We start from the raw sequence: 16,569 nt of genomic DNA, 5'->3' as shown, positions 1-16,569 counted from the left end.
TCGGGTGGGGGGCGTGCAGGTGTGGCCCAACGTACGCCGCGGCAGCGGGCGATGTCGGGGTCGTGGCGCCCGGTCGGGGCGGCCGGAAGGGATTCGGAGTCACCCCCGCCGCGGACTACTCCACGCTCGGTCGAACCGCTCAGAGGTCGGCCGCGGCCGCGTACGCCCCGGCGAGCTGGCGGAGTGTGTCGTGGTCGCGTCCGAGCAACCCCATTGGCGAGCGACGATCGGGCAGGGAGTCGGCCGGCGCGGTCCACCATGCGGTGGCGGCCTCCGGGTAGTGGCCGGCGTCGAGCATCCGGTTGATCACGGCGACGATGTTGTCCGGGTCGCGCGGGTCGAAGTGGCCGAGCTGGAAGCGCGGGTACACCCACCGTCGGTCGCCGCGGAGCACGATGAGTCGGCCGTCCCGCGCGAACGTCCGCAGCGCATCGGCAGGCGTGGAGCTGGACACCACGCCCCGCTGGACGAGGATCTCGCACGCCTCGGACGAGCAGGCGTGGGGCACCTGCAGGACAGCGCTGTGGACGGCGGAGGCGATCATCGCGCGACGGGCAGCGGCGGCGGGGTCCGCGGGCGGGCGGAACGGATCCCCGATCGGGAACCGCGCTGTCCGCAGGGCGCCGTCGACCTGGTCGGCCACCCTGAGGAACGTCCGGCGTCGCCGGAGTTCGCGCAGCATGACCTCGGTGAAGTGGCGGTCGTCGAGGTCCCGCAGCGCACGCTCCGCGGTGTCCTCGGACACGCTTCTCCGTGACGCCGTCCGGTTCTGAAGAGTCATCGCGGGCACCTCGCCTTCTCCAGCGAATTCTAGGCCGCGCGGTCGCCCGCAGCGAGGGGCTGGGCCGACTCGAAACATGCTGGAAACGTGGCCGCCGGTACGACTCTCAGGACTCCGCCCGCCGCAGCTTGGCTGCCTTGCGGGCCAGGTACCGGCGCTCGGCCACCGACGTCGCCTCGGTGGCGGCGCGGCCGTACAGCCCGGCGGCCCCGCCGGTGTCCCCCGCCAGTTCGTGGAGGTACGCCTGCGCGGCGGTGCGCCGGGGCAGCGACTCCGGCAGGTCGACCAGCGCCGCCAGGCCGGCGTGCGGGCCGACGGCGTGGCCCACCGCGACGGCCCGCCCGAGCCGCGCCACGGGGTTGTCGCGCAGGGCGAGTAGCTCGTCGTACCACTCGACGATCTGGACCCAGTCGGTCTCGGCGGTGCGCGCGGCGTCGGCGTGCAGAGCGGCGATCGCGGCCTGCGCCTGGTACTCCCCCAGCTGGTCGCGTGCGAGCGCTGCCTGCAGGATCGCGACACCGTCCGCGATCGCCCGCGCGTCCCATCGGGTGCGGTCCTGCTCGGCGAGGGGGATCAGCTCGTCGTCGTCGCCGTCGTCGGCGTCCTCGCCAGCACCGGCGTCACCCCCGGCCCCGCCGCTCCTGAACCGCGCGGCGCGGCGCGCGTGGTGCAGCAGCATCAACGCGAGCAGACCCCGCACCTCGGGGTGGTCGATGGCCGCCGACAGCTGCCGGGTCAGGCGCAGGGCCTCGGCGGCCAGGTCGACCTCGCCGGTGTAGCCCTCGTTGAACACCAGGTACAGCACCCGCAGCACGGTGGCCACGTCGCCGGGCCGGTCGAGGCGCTCGCCGGCGATGGTGCGTTTGGCGCGGCTGATTCGCTGCGCCATGGTCGCCTCGGGCACGAGGAACGCCCGCGCGATCTGGCGGGTGGTCAGCCCACCCACCGCGCGGAGGGTCAGCGCGATCGCCGACGGCATCGGCAGCGACGGGTGGGCGCACAGGAAGTAGAGCCAGAGGGTGTCGTCGGTGGGTGCTGTCGCGGGCCCCGGGGCCGTGGTCCGGTCACCGGGGCCCGGAGGCACGAGCAACGACGACGACAGCGACGACGAGCCCAGCCCCTGTTCCTCGGCCGCCCGCTGCTCCCGGCGACGACGGGCGCCCTCGGAACGGACGATGTCGAGGAACCTGCGCCAGGCCACGGCCGTCAGCCAGGCGCAGGGGTCGCGCGGTGGGTCGTCAGGCCAGACGCGCAGTGCCTCGATGAGCGCCTCCTGGACGGCGTCCTCGGCCGTGGCGAAGTCGGCGCCGCGGCGGATGAGGATGCCGATGACCTGCGGCGTCAGCGTCCGGAGGTCGGGGGCGGTCATGGCATCGGTGCGTCTAGGCGTGGCCGGTGCGCGGGCTGTTCTTCTGCAGGCGGTCGATGTGCTCGGAGGCCTCGGCCTTGGTCAGCGTCGCCGGGAGTTCCTCGCCGGCCTCGCGGGCGAGGGTATCGAGGTAGCTCTTCTGCGCCTCCGTCATGGGCTCGTCGCCGGTGACCCAGTCGTCGGGGTCACGCTGCACCGAGCTGCCGTCGGCGGTCCGGCCCTCGGGGACGGGCGAACCGAGGGTCTCCTCCGCGCGGTTCTGGTTCTCGTCGGGCATCGGGGTGGTCGCGTCCGGGTTGGTCATGCCCGCACGGTACGCCCGCGCTCCCGGTCGAACCACCGGCCAGTGCGGGGTGCCCGACGCCAGAATGGGGATGGTCACTGGGACCTGCTGGGGATACGATGTGGGAAACAAGGTGGGATTCAGCAGTGACAGCCCACACGTCAGGGAGCATCACGATGGCGATACTTCATCGGCGGCCGGATCTCGCCGCGTTCGAAGAGGCGAACCGGATGACGAACGCCGAGCTCGTCGGTGCACTCCGGCCACTCCTAGGTGATCGGTTGGTCGCCTACTTGGGGCAGGTCAAAGAAACCCGTGCGGTACGGGGATGGGCCGACGGCACCCGACAGATCGCCGGGCCGGAAACCGTGGAACGGCTTCGAATCGCCTACCGGATCGCTCGAATGATCTGCGAGCGCGATTCCCCGGCGGTCGCCCAGGCGTGGATGCAAGGACTCAATCCGCTTCTCGATGACAGGGCCCCGGCTCTGCTGCTCCGCGATGGTGACGTCGGAGAAACCGGCCCGATGGTGCTCGCCGCCGCGCGTCAATTCGTATCGGTCGGATGAGCCGCGAGACGGTAGTCCGTACCGACGCCGGCGACATAGTCGTCCGGAGACACACCGCCATAACAGTTCACCGCGTGGGATTCGCTGCCACACCGTGGCAGTGGACCGATTGGGCTTACGCCGAGGACGGCCGATTCGATGGACGGTGGGACGACCCCGGAGGCTCCAGAATCGCCTCCTGGCTCCACGGGGTCACGGACGTAGACGACGTCCCACTCGACGGAATCGAATTCACCTCCCGACACGGGGACGACCTCACCTTGTGGGCGATCTTCGAACGCTCCCGAGATGGGGACGTGTCAGCCATCCTGGCGCCGCGCTTCGACAACGCGGGTCTCGGAACGGGTGACGCAGACCTTAACCGCGCGATGGAATTGCTCGGCCTGCGCTGGGCCGACTGAGGCGGACCGGCCGCGGTCAATCCTCGATCTCGGTCGGAGCGCTGAGCAGCGGCCGCAGTTCGAGCCATTCGCGGATCGGTTCGCCCCCCGGGCCCGGGGCCGCGGACAGCTCGGACGCGAGCGCCAGGGCCCGGTCGTAGTCGGCCACATCGATGATCATCCAGCCGGCGATCAGGTCCTTGGTCTCGGCGAAGGGGCCGTCGGTCAGCGGCGGGCGGCCCTCGCCGTCGTACCGCACCCACGTCCCCGACTCCGACAGTGCGTGGGAGTCCACGTACTCCCCGGAGTCCCGCAACCGGTCCGCGAAGTCCTCCATGTACTGGAAGTGGGCGGCGACGTCGTCGGGGTCCCATTCGCCCAGCGGCGGATAGGTGGGCTCCTCGGGTGCGGAGCCGCGATAGTGCTTGAGCATCAGGTACTTGGCCATGACAGAACCTCCTCGTGCTGTGCGACCCAGTGTGGTCGCTTCATCGGGGAGACGGAACAGGTCGCGGGTTCTCGACGTCGGGGCCGCCGCCCACCGCCATGGCCCGAGCCGTCGCCGATCCGCCGCGCCGGGCGCATAGTTTCTAGTAGAACTTGTTCCGGTAATCAATTTAAGAAACCGACTTAAGGATGGGCATGGGAACTCTGGACGGACGGGTGGCCGTGGTGACCGGTGCCGGGATGGGCATCGGCCGGGGGATCGCCGGGGCGCTGGCCCGCGAGGGCGCGTCGGTGGTGGTGGCCGAGATCAACGAGGCCGCCGGCACGGACACCGCGCAGTGGCTGCGGGACGAGTGGGGTGCGCAGGCCGAGTTCGTGCGCACCGATGTCACCGACAAGGAGCAGGTCCTGGCCATGGTGGACGCCGCCACCGACCGCTTCGGCCGCCTGGACATCCTGGTCAACAACGCCTGGCGGGGATCGGGGTTCGCCCGCCTGGAGAACATGACCGACGACAAGCTGCGCGCCGGCTTCGACATGGCCGTGATGGCCGCGTTCTGGGCGATGCAGGCGGCCCTGCCGGAGCTGGAGAAGCGCGGGACCGGCCGGGTCATCAACCTGTGCTCGCTCAACGGCGTCAACGCGCACATGTACTCGGTGCAGTACAACGCGGCCAAGGAAGCGCTGTGGACCCTCACCCGCACGGCCGCCCGGGAGTGGGCGCCGCGTCAGGTGTGCTGCAACGTCATCTGCCCCGGCGCGCAGAGCGAGGCCTATCGGCGGGTGGCGGAGGCCGATCCGGAGATGGCGGCGGGCATGGCGGCGGCCAATCCGATGGGCCGCGTCGGCGACCCGCTCGCCGACATCGGCCCGGTGGCGGCGTTCCTCGCGGGCGACGCCAGCCGCTACCTCACCGGCAACACCCTGTTCGTCGACGGTGGGGCGCACATCAACGGTGTGCAGTGGGCGCCGTCGGTGGACTGAGGAACGACGACGAGGGCCTTCAGCAGCAGGACGAGCCCGCGGTCGCGGCCCCCTCGGAACGGGTCGAGTCGGCCGGGTCGTCGAGGTGCTGTGGGCTCGTGCCGAAGGTCTCGGAGTCGGCGAGGACGGTGTAGACCTCCCACTTCTCCCCCGCCGGCCCGGTGACCCACACCTTGTCCTGGGTGGCGAAGCAGCAGGTGGTGCCGATCTCCTCGTCGGTGAACAGCCCCTCGTCGGTCAGACGGGCGATCTCGGCGTGCACCTTCTCCGACGACTCGACCTCCACCCCGAGGTGGTTGATGGAACCGCCCTTGCCGGGGTTCTCGAGCAGGACGAGCTTGAGCGGGGGCTCGGCGATCGCGAAGTTCGCGTAACCCGGCTTGAGCTTGGCGGGCTGGACGCCGAAGAGCTTGGAGTAGAACGTCACCGCCTCGTCGAGGTCGTCGACGTTGAGGGCGAGTTGAGCGCGGGACATGGTGACCTCCACCTGTGCGACGTATATCGAATTAGTTCGACCCCGCCAGAATGCTCCCGCTCTTCGATATATGTCAAGAGGGTCGCTAGGATCGGCTCATGCCCAGAGCGCTCCCGGTGATCGACGTCAGCGGACCCATCTGTTGCGAGCCCGTGTCGGCCGCCCCCATGAGCGATGCCGCCGCCCTCGAACTGGCGCTGCGCCTCAAGGCCCTCGCCGACCCGGTCCGCCTCAAGCTCGTGTCGATCCTGCTCACCGACAGCGGCGACGGCGTGTGCACCTGCGACCTCGCCATGGGTGTCGACCTGGCCGAATCCACCGTCAGCTACCACCTCGGGCAGTTGCGCAAGGCCGGCATGGTCGACTCGCAGCGCCGCGGCATGAACGTCTACCACCGGGCCCGCGCAGAGTCGCTCGACGCCCTGCGCGGGGTGCTCGACCCGAACTGCTGCCGCTGACCGCCCGGCAGGCTGACCACTCAGTCGACGCGCAAACCACCCCACGGTCGTCGCGCCTCGGCGGACACTGTCTTGCGTGCACACGATCGAGGCAGAGGACTACCGGCGCGAGATCCTCGGCTACTGCTACCGCTACTTCGGCTGCTTCGCCGAGGCCGAGGACGCGACGCAGGAGACCATGCTCCGCGCGTGGAAGGCCCGGGACGCCGCCGGGTTCCAGGGCCGGTCGTCCCTGCGCACGTGGCTGTACTCGATCGCCACCCACGTCTGCCTGGACATGACCCGGGCTCCGCAGCGCAGGGCCCTGCCCGCGGACCTCACCGGACCCGGCCGCGTACCCGACGACCCCACGACGCTGACCACCCTGCCCGAGACCACCTGGATCGGCCCGGCGAGCGACGCGCACCTGGGGATCGACCCCTCTGCGACCGCGATCGAGCGTGAGTCCGTCCGGCTCGCCTTTGTCGCCGCCCTCCAGTACCTGCCGCCCCGGCAGCGGGTCGTCCTGCTCCTCCGCGACGTCCTCGACCACTCGGCCGCGGAGTGCGCCGAACTCCTGGGGATGACGCTCCCCTCCGTCAATTCCGCGCTCGCCCGGGCCCGGAAGACCCTGTCCCAGCACGAGACCGCGCTCCCCGGGCCGACGGAGAACACCTCGTCGTCGTCGTCGCCCCGCCCCGACCCCCACGTGGACGCGCGCCTCCTCGAGCAGTACGTCGCGGCGTTCGAGGCCTACGACGTCGACCGCCTGGTCGCCCTGCTCACCGACGACGCCGAGTTCACCATGCCGCCGTTCGAACTCTGGCTGCGCGGAGCGGAGGAGATCGAACGGTGGTGGCGTGGTCCGGGCGAGGTCTGCCGGAACGCGCGCACGATCGTCACCTCCGCCAACGACCGGCCAGCCGTCGCGGTCTACCACCAGGCCGGCGACCAGCGCTGGGAGCCGTTCGCGATCCACGTCCTCGACTCCGACGCCGGACGCATCTCGGCCATCACCCACTTCATCGGCGCACACCACTTCGCCGATTTCGGCCTCCCCGCACAGCTGCCGTAGGCGCGGAGCCCCTGTGCCCCCGACCCCACCGGCCTGCTGGCCGACCCGCGCACCGAAGAATTATTCGCGGCGCCGACCATTTCCGCCGCCCCGTTCCGTCTACCCCTGTGAAGGCAACTCCCCCGGGCCACGAGCACCCGCTCGACCGGCCCCCGAAACCCCCGCAGGAGGGATCATCATGAGCCGCAGGATCACCGCGCACATGTTCTCCACGCTCAACGGCGTGTCCGAGCACGCGGAGCGCTGGCAGTTCGACGCGTTCGGCCCCGACGAGATGCAGTCCATGCAGCAGATGACCACCACCACCACGGACCTGGTGCTGGGCCGCACGCTCTGGCAGGAATGGTCCGGGTTCTGGCCCACCTACGCCGACGACCCGTTCGCCCAGTGGGTCAACCCGGTCCGCAAGCACGTGCTCACCTCGACGCTGACCGGCGACCTGCCGTGGAACAGCACGATCGTCTCCGGCGACCCGGCGGAGTACCTCGAGGAGCTGCGCACGCGGCCCGGCGGCGACATCGCCGTGGGCGGCGGGATCGAGACGACCCGACGACTGGTGCTGGCCGGCTTGGTCGACGAACTCACCCTGACCATCCACCCGGTGATCACCGGCGACGGTCGCAGGCTCTTCGACGACTCCGTCCCCACCATCCGGCTGCAACTGCGGAGCTCCACCCAGACCCCGGCGGGAAACATCGTCGCCACCTACTCCGTCCGCCCGGACACCCCGGCCGCCTGACCGGCCCGCCCAGCACCCACACGCACATCACCCACCAGCAAGGAGAACCCCATGTCATTCCAGGCCTACCTCGACACGATCGAGACCAAGACCGGACTCACTCCCCGGCAACTGGTCGACGCCGCCACCGAGAAGGGCTTCGGCCCCGGAACCAAGGCGGGCCCGATCCTCGCGTGGCTCAAGGAGGACTACGACCTGGGCCGTGGACACGGGATGGCGCTGGGCCACGTCATCACCACGGGTCCGACGATCGACCCGAAGCACGTGGGGTCGGGGGGCTCCCACTCCGACGCCTCCGACCCGCTGTGGCTGGACGGGGCGGCCACCAACCCCGACAGGTGACAGGACGGCCGGCCCGTGACAGGGCCGGCGGCCGACGCGGGCGCCCGAGGGGTACCTCCCCGACGGCAGCCCGGAGGCATGGTCTAGAGTTCTTTCTCGCAACGCGGTGAGCGAGCGCGAGCCTGCGGAGCGATGCGGATGTGGCGCAGCTGGTAGCGCATCACCTTGCCAAGGTGAGGGTCGCGAGTTCGAATCTCGTCATCCGCTCTCGTGAACCACATGGCATTCGCTGTTTCCTCAACCAACAGCCGGACGCCGCTCTACCCTCCTGACATGAGTAGAGGCGCGTCCCTCCTGCGAATCACCCTCGCGTACGTCATCGCCATCGCCGCCGGATTGGCGTGGCTGGTGTGGGGTCCGGGCACCGGGCAGTTGTGGCTGGACGGGCTCATCGCCGACCTCGTGGCGACACTCGTGATCTTTGTGGCCAGCCGCATCTTCCGGAACTCCAGCACGTACGACGCCTACTGGTCGGTCATCCCGCCGCTGCTGGCGTTCTACTGGTGGGTCGCCGCCGATGCCGGCGTGAACGACGTCCGCTGGTGGCTCATGATGGCCGTGCTGGTGGCGTGGGCGATCCGCCTCACCGCCAACTGGGTCCGCACCTTCCCCGGGATGCACCACGAGGACTGGCGCTACCCGCTGGTCCGCGAGCGGGCCGGGAAGTTCGGCCTCGTCGCCGACCTCATGGGCATCCACGTCTTCCCGACCCTGGTGGTGTTCGCCGGCCTCGTCCCCGTCTACGTGGTGGCCACGCGCGCCGGGCAGCCACTCGGCTGGTTGGACATCGTCGCGTTCGCCGTCGGCATCGCCGCACTGGCCCTGGAGACGGTCGCCGACCTGCAGATGCACCGCTTCCTCGCCACCCGTACGCCGGGCCAGGTCATGCAGACCGGGGTGTGGTCGTGGTCGCGGCACCCGAACTACGTCGGCGAGTGCGGCATCTGGCTGTCGATGGCCCTGTTCGGCCTGGCCGCCTGGCCCGGCGCGTGGTGGGTGTTCGTCGGCGCCGCCGCGATGCTCGCCATGTTCCTCGGCGTGAGCATCCCGATGATGGAGCGCCGCAGCCTCGAACGCCGCCCCGAGTACGACGACGTCGTGCAGCGCGTGTCCCGGTTCCTCCCGCGACCGCCCAGGAAGGCCACCGCCCGCGTGTGACGCGGCACCGCGTATGACCCGACCCCGCGTCGTGATCGTCGGACTCGGCGACACGGGCGTCCTCACCGCCATCGCGCTGCGCCGGTACGCCGACGTCGTGGGCATCACCGCCACGCCGGAGTTCGTCAGCGGCCAAGAGCTCGGCCTGCGCCTGGCCCGGCCGGAGGCGTGGGAGCGGGACTACCGCATCGCCTACCGCCGGTTCCGCGGGCTCGACCGCACGCGCATCGTGCACGGCACCGCGACCGGCCTGGACCCCGAGCAGCGGCTCGTGCGCGTGACCCGTGCGGACGGCACAGTGGCCGAGGAACCGTACGACGTCGTCGTCGTCTCCACCGGGGTGACCAACGGCTTCTGGCGCCACCCCACCATCCGGGACGCGGCGGACGTCGACGCCGACCTCGCCTCGCCGCACCAGCGCCTCGCGGCGGCCGGGTCGGTGGCGGTGATCGGCGGCGGCGCGGCGGCGGTGAGCGCGGCCGCGCAGGTGGCCGAGCGGTGGCCGGCCACGGCCGTGGACCTCTACTTCCCCGGCGAGCGCGCGCTGCCCCATCACCACCACCGCGTCTGGCTGCGCGTGCGGTCCCGCCTCGAGCGCCTCGGCGTGGGCATGCACCCCGGGCACCGCGCGGACCTGCCGCCCGACCACGACACCCGCCACCTCACCGGCGGGCCCGTCACCTGGACCACGGGGCAGCCGCTGGCCGACGCCGACGTGGTGATCTGGGCGATCGGCCGCGTCACCCCCAACACCGCGTGGTTGCCCGACGGGGTGCTCGACGACCGCGGCTTCGTCGCGGTGGAGCCGTCACTGCAGGTCAACGGGCATCCGGGCGTGTTCGCGGTCGGGGATGTCGCGGCCACCGACCCGCTGCGCACCTCCGCCCGCAACCGCGGGCACGTCCTGCTCGCGCGCAACATCCGGGCGCATCTCGCCGGCCGACCGCTACGCGCCTACCGCCGGCCGCCGCGCCGATGGGGCTCGGTGCTCGGTCCGCTCCGCGACGGCCTGATCGTGTTCGCGCCCACCGGCCAAGGCGTGCGCGTGCCGGCGCGGGTCAACGACGTCGTGCTCCAGCGCCTCATCACCCGCCAGGGGATCTACGGCGGGGTGCGGCGCCGACCGCGGTGACCCGCTCGCGGCGATCGCGCCCGCGGCGAATCGTGTACACACGGGCTATGACGACTACGCCCCCGGATCCGGATCCCAGCGACTCCCCCGACCTCGACGCGGGCGGCTCCCCCGTGGGTCCCATGACGCCGGACTCGGATTCCACCTCCCTGGCCTCGGACAGCGCTCGCACGGGCCAGAGCCCGACCAAGTCGAACTCGCGGGTCGGCATCGTGGTGCTGCTGGCGATCGTCGTCCTGGTGGTGCTGGTGCTGGTCTTCGGGCTCGTCGGGAGGATGTTCGGACTGGGGTGACGACGACGAGGGCCGCGGCAGAGTCCGATCCTGCCGCGGCCCTCGGTGCTCCAGGGCTCAGCTCCCGGCGACGGCGCCGATCAGCTGCCCGACGTCGATGTTGTTGATGAGGTCGGCGGAGACCACGGCGGGGTCGGCGCCGATGTCGCCCAGCGCGCTCGAGCCGGAGGTCAGCGACCCCAGACCCAGTCCCTCGAGGCTGCCGGTGACGGCTTCGGCGGGGTTGGGCTCGCGGATGGTGACGCAGGTGTTGATGGGGTTGGCCACCTTGCGGCCGCTGGCCAGGACGAGGGTGGTGGCGGCGCCGGTGTTGAGCACGTCGCCGGGGGTGGCGTCGTCGGGCACGCGGTAGGTGGTCTCGAGGGTGGCCTTGGCGTTGCCGGCGGTAGTCCATCCGGCCCCGGAGTGGCGGACGGAGTTGGTGGCGGAATCGCGGATCACGTCGTCGGTGACCGTCGACCACGTCTGGCCGCCGACCAGGTACCAGACGCTCTCCCGCGCCCGGACCAGCTCGAACCCGGCCGGGTGGAAGTCGTCGATCCGGCCGACCAGGGCCCCCGCGCCGCTGACGGTGGTCCGGAACGTCACGGTCCCGCCGGGGGCGGCGGTGCCGTCGCCCACGACCTCCTTGGTGAGGTGGTAGTCGGTCCACAGGGTGGAGGCGTCGTTGAACGTCACGGTCTGCGAGGTCGCGCACTCTGTGGCGGTGGGCTCTGCGGTGACGGGCTCGGCACCGGCGACGCCGACCCCGGTTCCCGCGGCGAGCCCGGAGGCGACGATCAGCGCGGCCGCGCCGGTGGCGAGGGATCGGAGGGTCCGTGATGTCATGTGATTCCTGTCTTCAGGCGACGGCCGCGGGGCCGCTCGATGCGGGCGTGGTGGCCGGCAGGTGAGCTGGTGCTCGCCACGGGTCGGCGCTCCTGATGCTAGGTCGAAACCCGCCGTTTTGGACGGTTGTCCTGGTCTTGACGGTGTCAACCTCACGGCCGATCCCCGGCCGATCACCGGGCCGATCGCCGGGCCGCGCCGGTCGGCGGTTCGCACCGTAGCGCCGATCGGTCGCGACCGGCCGAGCCCGCCGCTACGGTCGAGCCATGCCTCAATTCACTGTTCCCGGACTGTCCAGCGCCGACTCCGCCACGCTCGCCGAGACGCTGCAGAAGCGCCTGACGGCGTGCAACGACCTGCACCTCACGCTCAAGCATGTGCACTGGAACGTCGTGGGTCCCAACTTCATCTCGGTGCACGAGATGCTGGACCCGCAGGTCGAGCTGGTGCGCGGCTTCGCGGACGTGCTGGCCGAGCGCATCGCCACGCTGGGCGGTTCGCCGGTGGGCACGATGGGCGCGAACGCCGATCACCGCTCGTGGGACGACTACTCCCTCGGCCGGGACACCGCGCAGGCCCACCTCGGTGCGCTCGACAAGGTCTATGACGGCATGATCTCCGATCACCGCAAGGCCATCTCGGTGGCCGGCGACGTGGACCCGGTCACCGAGGACATCCTCATCGGCCAGACCGCGGAGCTGGAGAAGTTCCAGTGGTTCGTGCGCGCGCACCTCGAGAACGCCGCCGGCAGCCTGCCCACCGCTGACGACGCCTCGGAGAGGGCCGCCGCCAGGGACGCCTCCGCCTGACGCGCGACGCGCACCGAACCGACGGGCCGGACCCCTCCCCGGGGTCCGGCCCGCTGGCGTCTCTGGACAGCCGGCGCCTCTGGACAGCCGGGGGATACTTGTGATGGGCGTCACTCGTACGGTGCGTCCTCCGGCGATTCAGCGAGGTGCGCAGCCATGAAGGCAATCGTATTCGAGGGTTTCAAGACCTTTCCCGTACTCAAGGACGTCGATCGGCCCTCCCCGGGCCCCGGTGAGGTTCTGCTCAAGGTGGCCGGTTCCGGTGCGTGCCATTCCGACGTGGGGCTGTTCCACGACTATCCCGGCGACCCCACGGGCTTTCTCACCCCGCCGTTCACCCTGGGCCACGAGGTCTCGGGCTGGGTGGAGGAGCTGGGCCCGGGCGTCACCGGGCTCACGAAGGGCGATGCCTACCTGGTCTACGGCCCGATCGGCTGCGGCCGGTGTAAGCCGTGTTCGCGCGGGCAGGACACGTACTGCCAGGACGTGCCGTCGGTGGGCTACCTCGCCACCGGGTTGGGTCGCGACGGCGGCATGGCCGAGTATATGACCACCTACGCCCGCAACCTCGTCCCCCTCGGCGACGCCGACCCCGTGGCCGCGGCCCCGCTCGCCGACGCCGGCCTGACCCCGTACCACGCCATCAAACGCGCGCTGCCCCACCTGACCACGCCCGGAGCGAGCGCGCTGTGCATCGGCCTGGGTGGTCTGGGCCTGGTCGGGGTGCAGATCATCAAGGCGCTCACCGGGGCCACCGTCTACGCCACCGACACCAAGCCCGACGCGGTCGCCGCCGCGGAAGCCGATGGCGCGATCGGTGTCCCGACCGACGGCGCCGCCGAGAAGATCCGGGAGCTCACCGGCGGGCTCGGCGTCAACGCGGTGTTCGACTTCGTCGGCGCCGCCCCGACCCTCGAACTCGCCGCGGCCTGCGTGGCCCAGCAGGGCTCGCTGACGGTGGTGGGCCTGGCCGGCGACGACTTCGCTTGGAACGTCTTCAAGCTGCCCTACGAGGTCGACTTCTCCTCCACCTACTGGGGCACGCTCGAGGACCTCCACGAGGTGGTGGAGTTGTACCGGGCGGGCAGGATCTCACCGGAGGTCCACGTGTACCCGCTCGACCGGGCCCTGGAGGCCTACCAGCAGCTCGTCGACGGCCAGATCAGCGGGCGGGCGGTGATCGCGCCGCACGACACGTAGCCCCGCGAGGCGACCACGCCCACCCCGCCGAAGGAGCCAGCCGGCCCTAGCGGTTGTCCCGCTCGCAGGCGATGCCGTCGTTGTCGCCGTCCATCGACGGGTCGTAGTACTCGCTGCCGCGGTGGATAGGGGCCACTCCGAGGTCCCACGCCTCGCGACAGCCCGAGAGCCGACGGGCCGGCGTGGTCGCGGGCGCACTCTCGACCGGCGCGGGCATGAACTGCGGGGCCCAGACCAGCGGGAACGGCAGGAGCGGCAGGGTGGCGGGGTCGAATCCCATCGGGACCGGTACGACGATCGGCGCGATGTCCGGCACGGCGATGACCCCCGAACCGACGGGGATCTCGGCGGCGACGGCGGAGGGAGCGGCGCCGAGAGCGACGAGAGTCGCCAGGCCGAGAGCGGTGAGGGAACGACGGATCATGGTGAGAACCTCGAGGGGGGGAAGGCCATGAGAGTGGCGTTGAATAGTGAGCTCAGATTAACCGAGTCATGTTCACGTCGCTGACCGTTTCGCGCGGATCTGCGCCGCGCCGCGGTGTGGGGCGCGAATCGGGTCGCCGCTGGGGTGGCGGAGGAGAGTACGACGACGACGACGACGACCCGCCTGCGGATCACCACCGCGGCCGCCCAGTTGAGTGCTTCGCGCGGCTAGTACCGGCTGCTGGCTAAGAACCCCGCCGAGATCCACGAGAATCCCAGCCAACCCGCATCCCACTAAACCTCCCCTCAGTCGCGAACGGCCCTATTGCGAAGCGAGCCCGCCGAATTCGGGGACACGGCGATCAAAGTAGGCACGAACGTACGACGGAAGTCGCCTGCTACTACGTGTACGTTCCAACTAATGTTTACTAATACGCAATCAACCGCCTCTGACCACAACCCGCCGCTAATCGCGGCAGGCAACGTCAACCCCAGAAGAGAACGACGCTTAGAACCATTCATCCACTTTCCACATTCGCGGAAGCAGGAAATTGATCGGACGCCCATCTCCACGCAGGCTTCCTAATCCGAAGACGTTCACACGGCCACCAATCGTGGGCGGCTCATGTTCCAGCTCGAGCGGAGAGATGATGCGAGAATTACAATCCGGCCAGGCAATAGGCGAACACTATACGTTAGGACGCCACATCGCCAAAGGCGGTAGTAGTTCAGTCTACGAAGCGTATGATGCACGCTTTGATCGGCAGGTCGCCATTAAGATATTCAAGTCGAGCTACGTAGCCGAAAACTGCGGAGCCGCTCGCCTTCGCCGAGAGTTTCGGGTGATGGGACGCATGCGTGCACCGTTTCTGCCAATCTACTTAGACGTTGGAGAGTTCGATGGGCTGCCGTGGCTGGCGATGGAATTGATAACCGGCGAAAGCTTTAGGTCGAAGATCAGACTGGGAACGCTAGATTGGGCCTCCACAATTCGTATCCTCGGGAGCGTCGCCGAGGCATTGGACTTCCTTCACAACAATAACGAGTCGGTGAAATCACAACGCGATCCGATAGTCCATCGTGACGTAAAGCCTGGGAACATAATATGTCCGGTGAACTACCCGTACACTAGCGCAGTGTTGGTGGATTTCGGCATATCTAAAGCCATATCCGACTCCCAAATTACAGAACACGGTTTTGTTGTGGGCACAGGGGGCTACTTCGCCCCTGAAGCTTATCAGCGCGGACGAGACGAGCGGGGCGTTGAATCCGACCGATGGTCGCTAGCCGCAGTGGCATGGGAAAGCCTGACGGGGATCAACCCGGGTTCGAAATCAGTTCTACAATTTCCGATGGGCCTGGCCGGAAGAACCAGCCAGGAGCTAGCTCGCCTAGCACAAAGATCGAAGAGCAAAATCCCGGTAGAGGCTCTAACCGTGCTCGAAAGAGGGCTCGCCTTGAACCCCCAGGCGAGGCATGAGTCCTGTATCGGTTTTGTACGTGACCTAGACCGAGCGCTGTTTGGAAAAGAGACCAGCCTGATCGACCCCGGCGAGGACGACGACAGCCCCACACCAGGCGAGCATGATTTCGACGGCACGCGCGTCCTGACGGAGATTGTCGGTCCAGATGGCAGTCCCTTTCGGCCCGTCTACCTGCAGACGGAAATGATCAATCAGAGAAGTCCGGTCGAACCAGGCAACTCTGAAACTTCCGCAGACAATCAGATCGAACGGCGCCGCCCGAGAGCCCATCATCCGCGGGGCGTTGACAAGGAAGCTCCAGCGCATCAGCGCGACTCCCGTGAGGGACGCGACAGAGCTCGAGGTACTGCGTCTTCCGGCACAGCAGGAGAGCTTGGCGGCGAGGACAGCGCGAATGATCGGAACGGCGTGTACCTAGTCGACGCAGATCCAGAGGCCCCAAGACAGGTTCCATCGCTAAGCCGGCGCCTACGACGCTTGGCCGCCAAGTACCGGGAAGAGGGGTATCTGGAATGAGCAAGAGAAGCACCGTCGTGGTCAGCGACCGGTTCCGAGGAATGGTATACGCCCATCTGACAATGAACCTACACTCCCAGGTGATTCCAGGAACTCCTCTAGTACTCGCCATTCACGGCCAGCCAGGGACTGGAAAGAGTTTCCAACTAGGCGAAGTTCTGGAAGAACTAGGAGTTGAGGCACGCACGCTTGTGAGCTCCGACTTCGAGGATCAATATGCCGGAGAGCCCGCAAGAAAGATCCGGCGCGCCTACGAGGAGTGCGGCGCAGTGTCCCAGGGCGGCGCCAGAGCTTTAGTCATAAACGACTTCGATGCCGCGGTGGGAAAATGGGGCGATCTCGTCCAGACAACTTCAAACAGACAGCACGTTCTGGGTGAGCTACTAGACATTTGCGACCGCCCATCCGGCGATACCGACGACCCGGTCCTCCGGACCCCGATTTTCATCACCGCCAACGACCTAACAAAACTTTATCAACCATTAATGAGAAGCGGTCGAGCGCGGCTTTTCTACTGGGAGCCAGACAGAGGCGAATTAATAAGAATCGTCAGTGGGATCTACGCCGACGCTTTGGATGTCAGTGCAACCGAGAAGATCGTTGACCACCTGGGTTCATCACGAATTTCTGACTATTCCGACCTACTGAATTTCTACGTCCATTCCCAAGTTATGGAGATGGCGAAGCAGAAGTCATCACGGGCGGATTTTGACAAACTTGTCGCCGGCAAGGCTGCATTCGGGGTGCGCTACGAAGTGCGCGAATTGATACGGTGCATTGATGACTGGAAGGCCGAACGGCGCAACGTAGCCGACTTTTCGCAATTACCCAACTAGCGGAGGCTT

Annotated in this window: 21 protein-coding genes and 1 tRNA gene; 15 read left to right on the top strand and 7 right to left on the bottom strand. The window is 68.8% G+C overall.

The features are described from left to right. Window positions 1-139: 139 nt before the first annotated feature. The 3 genes from CK206_RS15300 to CK206_RS15290 form a co-directional block, all read right to left on the bottom strand. Window positions 140-745, bottom strand: coding sequence for a hypothetical protein (locus tag CK206_RS15300; RefSeq protein ID WP_096906921.1), 606 nt, complete (start codon window positions 743-745; stop codon window positions 140-142). Window positions 746-887: 142 nt separating this feature from the next. Next, the gene (locus CK206_RS15295) at window positions 888-2,150 is read right to left on the bottom strand and encodes an RNA polymerase sigma factor (RefSeq protein ID WP_096906920.1); all 1,263 of its coding nucleotides are present in this window, start codon (window positions 2,148-2,150) and stop codon (window positions 888-890) included. Window positions 2,151-2,163: 13 nt separating this feature from the next. Then, window positions 2,164-2,454 carry a DUF3072 domain-containing protein gene (locus CK206_RS15290; protein WP_096906919.1) on the bottom strand — a complete coding sequence of 97 codons (291 nt, stop codon included), beginning with the start codon at window positions 2,452-2,454 and terminating at the stop codon, window positions 2,164-2,166. Window positions 2,455-2,609: 155 nt separating this feature from the next. Between CK206_RS15290 and CK206_RS15285 the strand changes: the two genes are divergently transcribed. Together CK206_RS15285 and CK206_RS15280 are read left to right on the top strand one after the other, a co-directional pair. Further along, window positions 2,610-3,002, top strand: coding sequence for a hypothetical protein (locus tag CK206_RS15285; protein WP_067716113.1), 393 nt, complete (start codon window positions 2,610-2,612; stop codon window positions 3,000-3,002). Continuing rightward, window positions 2,999-3,403 carry a hypothetical protein gene (locus CK206_RS15280; protein WP_143337758.1) on the top strand — a complete coding sequence of 135 codons (405 nt, stop codon included), beginning with the start codon at window positions 2,999-3,001 and terminating at the stop codon, window positions 3,401-3,403. The genes CK206_RS15285 and CK206_RS15280 overlap by 4 nt, the downstream gene beginning before the upstream one ends. Before the next feature lie 16 nt (window positions 3,404-3,419). On the opposite strand, the gene CK206_RS15275 is transcribed toward CK206_RS15280, so the two are convergent. Continuing rightward, a complete protein-coding gene (locus CK206_RS15275) occupies window positions 3,420-3,830 on the bottom strand; it encodes a YciI family protein (RefSeq protein WP_096906917.1) in 411 nt (136 codons plus the stop codon). A gap of 194 nt (window positions 3,831-4,024) precedes the next feature. On the opposite strand from CK206_RS15275, the gene CK206_RS15270 reads away from it, so the two are divergent. Further along, complete coding sequence (locus tag CK206_RS15270; RefSeq protein ID WP_096906916.1) at window positions 4,025-4,813, top strand: SDR family NAD(P)-dependent oxidoreductase; 789 nt, start codon at window positions 4,025-4,027, stop codon at window positions 4,811-4,813. Window positions 4,814-4,832: 19 nt separating this feature from the next. On the opposite strand, the gene CK206_RS15265 is transcribed toward CK206_RS15270, so the two are convergent. Then, a complete protein-coding gene (locus CK206_RS15265) occupies window positions 4,833-5,288 on the bottom strand; it encodes an ArsI/CadI family heavy metal resistance metalloenzyme (RefSeq protein ID WP_096907504.1) in 456 nt (151 codons plus the stop codon). Between the two features lie 98 nt (window positions 5,289-5,386). Between CK206_RS15265 and CK206_RS15260 the strand changes: the two genes are divergently transcribed. From CK206_RS15260 to CK206_RS15225, 8 genes are all read left to right on the top strand, one after another. Then, complete coding sequence (locus CK206_RS15260; protein WP_096906915.1) at window positions 5,387-5,746, top strand: Rv2640c family ArsR-like transcriptional regulator; 360 nt, start codon at window positions 5,387-5,389, stop codon at window positions 5,744-5,746. A gap of 76 nt (window positions 5,747-5,822) precedes the next feature. Beyond that, entirely contained in the window at window positions 5,823-6,800 is a 978-nt protein-coding gene (locus tag CK206_RS15255) for an RNA polymerase subunit sigma-70 (RefSeq protein WP_216824145.1), read from the top strand. Between the two features lie 178 nt (window positions 6,801-6,978). Next, entirely contained in the window at window positions 6,979-7,539 is a 561-nt protein-coding gene (locus CK206_RS15250; RefSeq protein ID WP_096906913.1) for a dihydrofolate reductase family protein, read from the top strand. Between the two features lie 51 nt (window positions 7,540-7,590). Further along, window positions 7,591-7,881, top strand: a complete 291-nt coding sequence (locus CK206_RS15245; protein ID WP_096906912.1) for a DUF4287 domain-containing protein — start codon at window positions 7,591-7,593, stop codon at window positions 7,879-7,881. A 134-nt stretch (window positions 7,882-8,015) separates the two neighbouring features. Further along, a tRNA-Gly gene (locus tag CK206_RS15240) sits at window positions 8,016-8,088 on the top strand. Between the two features lie 66 nt (window positions 8,089-8,154). Then, entirely contained in the window at window positions 8,155-9,039 is an 885-nt protein-coding gene (locus CK206_RS15235; protein WP_096906911.1) for a DUF1295 domain-containing protein, read from the top strand. A 13-nt stretch (window positions 9,040-9,052) separates the two neighbouring features. Then, window positions 9,053-10,171 carry an FAD-dependent oxidoreductase gene (locus tag CK206_RS15230; RefSeq protein ID WP_096906910.1) on the top strand — a complete coding sequence of 373 codons (1,119 nt, stop codon included), beginning with the start codon at window positions 9,053-9,055 and terminating at the stop codon, window positions 10,169-10,171. Window positions 10,172-10,218: 47 nt separating this feature from the next. Further along, complete coding sequence (locus CK206_RS15225; protein ID WP_096906909.1) at window positions 10,219-10,464, top strand: DUF6480 family protein; 246 nt, start codon at window positions 10,219-10,221, stop codon at window positions 10,462-10,464. 57 nt (window positions 10,465-10,521) lie between these two features. Here CK206_RS15225 and CK206_RS19695 read toward each other — a convergent pair whose 3' ends face one another. Further along, window positions 10,522-11,292, bottom strand: a complete 771-nt coding sequence (locus CK206_RS19695) for a hypothetical protein (RefSeq protein ID WP_143337757.1) — start codon at window positions 11,290-11,292, stop codon at window positions 10,522-10,524. Between the two features lie 266 nt (window positions 11,293-11,558). Here CK206_RS19695 and CK206_RS15215 point away from each other — a divergent pair, with 266 nt between their 5' ends. Then, the gene (locus CK206_RS15215) at window positions 11,559-12,101 is read left to right on the top strand and encodes a Dps family protein (protein ID WP_096906908.1); all 543 of its coding nucleotides are present in this window, start codon (window positions 11,559-11,561) and stop codon (window positions 12,099-12,101) included. Window positions 12,102-12,257: 156 nt separating this feature from the next. Further along, window positions 12,258-13,301 carry an alcohol dehydrogenase catalytic domain-containing protein gene (locus tag CK206_RS15210; RefSeq protein WP_096906907.1) on the top strand — a complete coding sequence of 348 codons (1,044 nt, stop codon included), beginning with the start codon at window positions 12,258-12,260 and terminating at the stop codon, window positions 13,299-13,301. 46 nt (window positions 13,302-13,347) lie between these two features. On the opposite strand, the gene CK206_RS15205 is transcribed toward CK206_RS15210, so the two are convergent. Beyond that, on the bottom strand, window positions 13,348-13,725 hold the full coding sequence (locus tag CK206_RS15205; RefSeq protein ID WP_069388407.1) for an excalibur calcium-binding domain-containing protein: 378 nt from the start codon (window positions 13,723-13,725) through the stop codon (window positions 13,348-13,350). A 646-nt stretch (window positions 13,726-14,371) separates the two neighbouring features. Here CK206_RS15205 and CK206_RS15200 point away from each other — a divergent pair. Both CK206_RS15200 and CK206_RS15195 read left to right on the top strand, forming a co-directional pair. Further along, on the top strand, window positions 14,372-15,724 hold the full coding sequence (locus tag CK206_RS15200; RefSeq protein ID WP_096906906.1) for a serine/threonine-protein kinase: 1,353 nt from the start codon (window positions 14,372-14,374) through the stop codon (window positions 15,722-15,724). Beyond that, window positions 15,721-16,560 carry an AAA family ATPase gene (locus CK206_RS15195; protein ID WP_096906905.1) on the top strand — a complete coding sequence of 280 codons (840 nt, stop codon included), beginning with the start codon at window positions 15,721-15,723 and terminating at the stop codon, window positions 16,558-16,560. The genes CK206_RS15200 and CK206_RS15195 overlap by 4 nt, the downstream gene beginning before the upstream one ends. Window positions 16,561-16,569: the final 9 nt, after the last annotated feature.

Origin of the sequence: Dietzia sp. WMMA184 (assembly GCF_002441635.1) — a bacterium.
Classification (GTDB): Bacteria; Actinomycetota; Actinomycetes; order Mycobacteriales; family Mycobacteriaceae; genus Dietzia; species Dietzia kunjamensis.
The sequence above is the reverse complement of the archived record's forward strand: the minus strand, read 5'-3'. Positions and strand labels throughout refer to the sequence as shown.

What these genes read in the sequence shown, in the direction of transcription:
- CK206_RS15295 (WP_096906920.1), bottom strand. Translation starts at nt 2,150, where the DNA reads ATGACCGCCCCCGACCTCCGGACGCTGACGCCGCAGGTCATCGGCATC.
- CK206_RS15290 (WP_096906919.1), bottom strand. Translation starts at nt 2,454, where the DNA reads ATGACCAACCCGGACGCGACCACCCCGATGCCCGACGAGAACCAGAAC.
- CK206_RS15285 (WP_067716113.1), top strand. Translation starts at nt 2,610, where the DNA reads ATGGCGATACTTCATCGGCGGCCGGATCTCGCCGCGTTCGAAGAGGCG.
- CK206_RS15280 (WP_143337758.1), top strand. Translation starts at nt 2,999, where the DNA reads ATGAGCCGCGAGACGGTAGTCCGTACCGACGCCGGCGACATAGTCGTC.
- CK206_RS15275 (WP_096906917.1), bottom strand. Translation starts at nt 3,830, where the DNA reads ATGGCCAAGTACCTGATGCTCAAGCACTATCGCGGCTCCGCACCCGAG.
- CK206_RS15270 (WP_096906916.1), top strand. Translation starts at nt 4,025, where the DNA reads ATGGGAACTCTGGACGGACGGGTGGCCGTGGTGACCGGTGCCGGGATG.
- CK206_RS15265 (WP_096907504.1), bottom strand. Translation starts at nt 5,288, where the DNA reads ATGTCCCGCGCTCAACTCGCCCTCAACGTCGACGACCTCGACGAGGCG.
- CK206_RS15260 (WP_096906915.1), top strand. Translation starts at nt 5,387, where the DNA reads ATGCCCAGAGCGCTCCCGGTGATCGACGTCAGCGGACCCATCTGTTGC.
- CK206_RS15250 (WP_096906913.1), top strand. Translation starts at nt 6,979, where the DNA reads ATGAGCCGCAGGATCACCGCGCACATGTTCTCCACGCTCAACGGCGTG.
- CK206_RS15245 (WP_096906912.1), top strand. Translation starts at nt 7,591, where the DNA reads ATGTCATTCCAGGCCTACCTCGACACGATCGAGACCAAGACCGGACTC.
- CK206_RS15235 (WP_096906911.1), top strand. Translation starts at nt 8,155, where the DNA reads ATGAGTAGAGGCGCGTCCCTCCTGCGAATCACCCTCGCGTACGTCATC.
- CK206_RS15230 (WP_096906910.1), top strand. Translation starts at nt 9,053, where the DNA reads ATGACCCGACCCCGCGTCGTGATCGTCGGACTCGGCGACACGGGCGTC.
- CK206_RS15225 (WP_096906909.1), top strand. Translation starts at nt 10,219, where the DNA reads ATGACGACTACGCCCCCGGATCCGGATCCCAGCGACTCCCCCGACCTC.
- CK206_RS19695 (WP_143337757.1), bottom strand. Translation starts at nt 11,292, where the DNA reads ATGACATCACGGACCCTCCGATCCCTCGCCACCGGCGCGGCCGCGCTG.
- CK206_RS15215 (WP_096906908.1), top strand. Translation starts at nt 11,559, where the DNA reads ATGCCTCAATTCACTGTTCCCGGACTGTCCAGCGCCGACTCCGCCACG.
- CK206_RS15210 (WP_096906907.1), top strand. Translation starts at nt 12,258, where the DNA reads ATGAAGGCAATCGTATTCGAGGGTTTCAAGACCTTTCCCGTACTCAAG.
- CK206_RS15205 (WP_069388407.1), bottom strand. Translation starts at nt 13,725, where the DNA reads ATGATCCGTCGTTCCCTCACCGCTCTCGGCCTGGCGACTCTCGTCGCT.
- CK206_RS15200 (WP_096906906.1), top strand. Translation starts at nt 14,372, where the DNA reads ATGATGCGAGAATTACAATCCGGCCAGGCAATAGGCGAACACTATACG.
- CK206_RS15195 (WP_096906905.1), top strand. Translation starts at nt 15,721, where the DNA reads ATGAGCAAGAGAAGCACCGTCGTGGTCAGCGACCGGTTCCGAGGAATG.